Below are 1,123 nucleotides of genomic sequence, written 5' to 3'. Positions count from 1 at the left end.
GTGATCTCCTTCTCGGACACGTAGGCGTTCTGCAGCCGCATGGGCTTGCTCGCGCCCATCGGCAGGAACAGCGCGTCGCCCTGCCCGACGAGCTTCTCCGCGCCGGGCTGGTCGAGGATGACGCGGCTGTCGGACAGCGACGACGTCGCGAACGCCAGCCGGGACGGGACGTTCGCCTTGATCAGCCCGGTGACGACGTCCACCGACGGCCGCTGCGTGGCCAGCACCAGGTGGATCCCGGCGGCGCGGGCGAGCTGGGTGATGCGGACGACCGAGTCCTCGACGTCGCGCGGCGCGACCATCATCAGGTCGGCCAGCTCGTCGACGATGACCAGCATGTACGGGTACGGCGTGTAGACGCGCTCGCTGCCGGGCGGCGGCTTCAGCTTGCCCGCCTTGACGGCCTTGTTGAAGTCGTCGATGTGCCGGTAGCCGGACGCGGCGAGGTCGTCGTAGCGGCGGTCCATCTCCCCGACGACCCAGTCGAGGGCCTCGGCGGCCTTCTTCGGGTTGGTGATGATCGGCGTGATCAGGTGCGGGATGCCCTGGTACATCGTCAGCTCGACCCGCTTGGGGTCGACCAGGATCATCCGGACCTCGTCCGGCGTCGCCCGCATCAGGATCGAGGTGATGAGCCCGTTGATGCAGGTCGACTTACCGGCGCCGGTCGCGCCCGCGATCAGGATGTGCGGCATCTTCGCCAGGTTCGCCACGACCGTGCGTCCCTCGACGTCCTTGCCCAGCCCGACGATCATCGGGTGGTGCTCGTTCGTCGCGGCCGGGGCGCGCAGCACGTCGCCGAGACTGACGATGTCCTTGTCGGTGTTGGGGATCTCCACCCCGATCGCCGACTTGCCGGGGATCGGGGAGATGATCCGCACATCGGCGCTCTTGACCGCGTACGCGATGTTCTTGGTGAGCGCGGTGACCTTCTCGACCTTCACCGCCGGACCCAGCTCGATCTCGTACCGGGTGATCGTCGGACCGCGGGTGAAGCCGGTGACCTGCGCGTCGATGTCGAACTGCTCCAGCACCCCGGTGAGCGCGTTCACGACGGTGTCGTTGGCCTTGGTGCGCGGCTTGGTCGTGCTGCCCGGCCGCAGCGCCGACGGCTCGGGCAGCA

At 68.6% G+C, this 1,123-nt stretch carries 1 protein-coding gene; it reads right to left on the bottom strand.

The annotated features are described in order from the left end of the window. A partial coding sequence (locus BJF79_RS40250) for a DNA translocase FtsK (protein ID WP_143220818.1) occupies positions 1–1,123 on the bottom strand: 1,123 nt, incomplete at both ends.

The sequence above is a fragment of the Actinomadura sp. CNU-125 genome (assembly GCF_001942465.1).
Taxonomy (GTDB): Bacteria; Actinomycetota; Actinomycetes; order Streptosporangiales; family Streptosporangiaceae; genus Spirillospora.
Note: the sequence above shows the minus strand (reverse complement) of the source record. Positions and strands in the feature narration are given on the sequence as shown.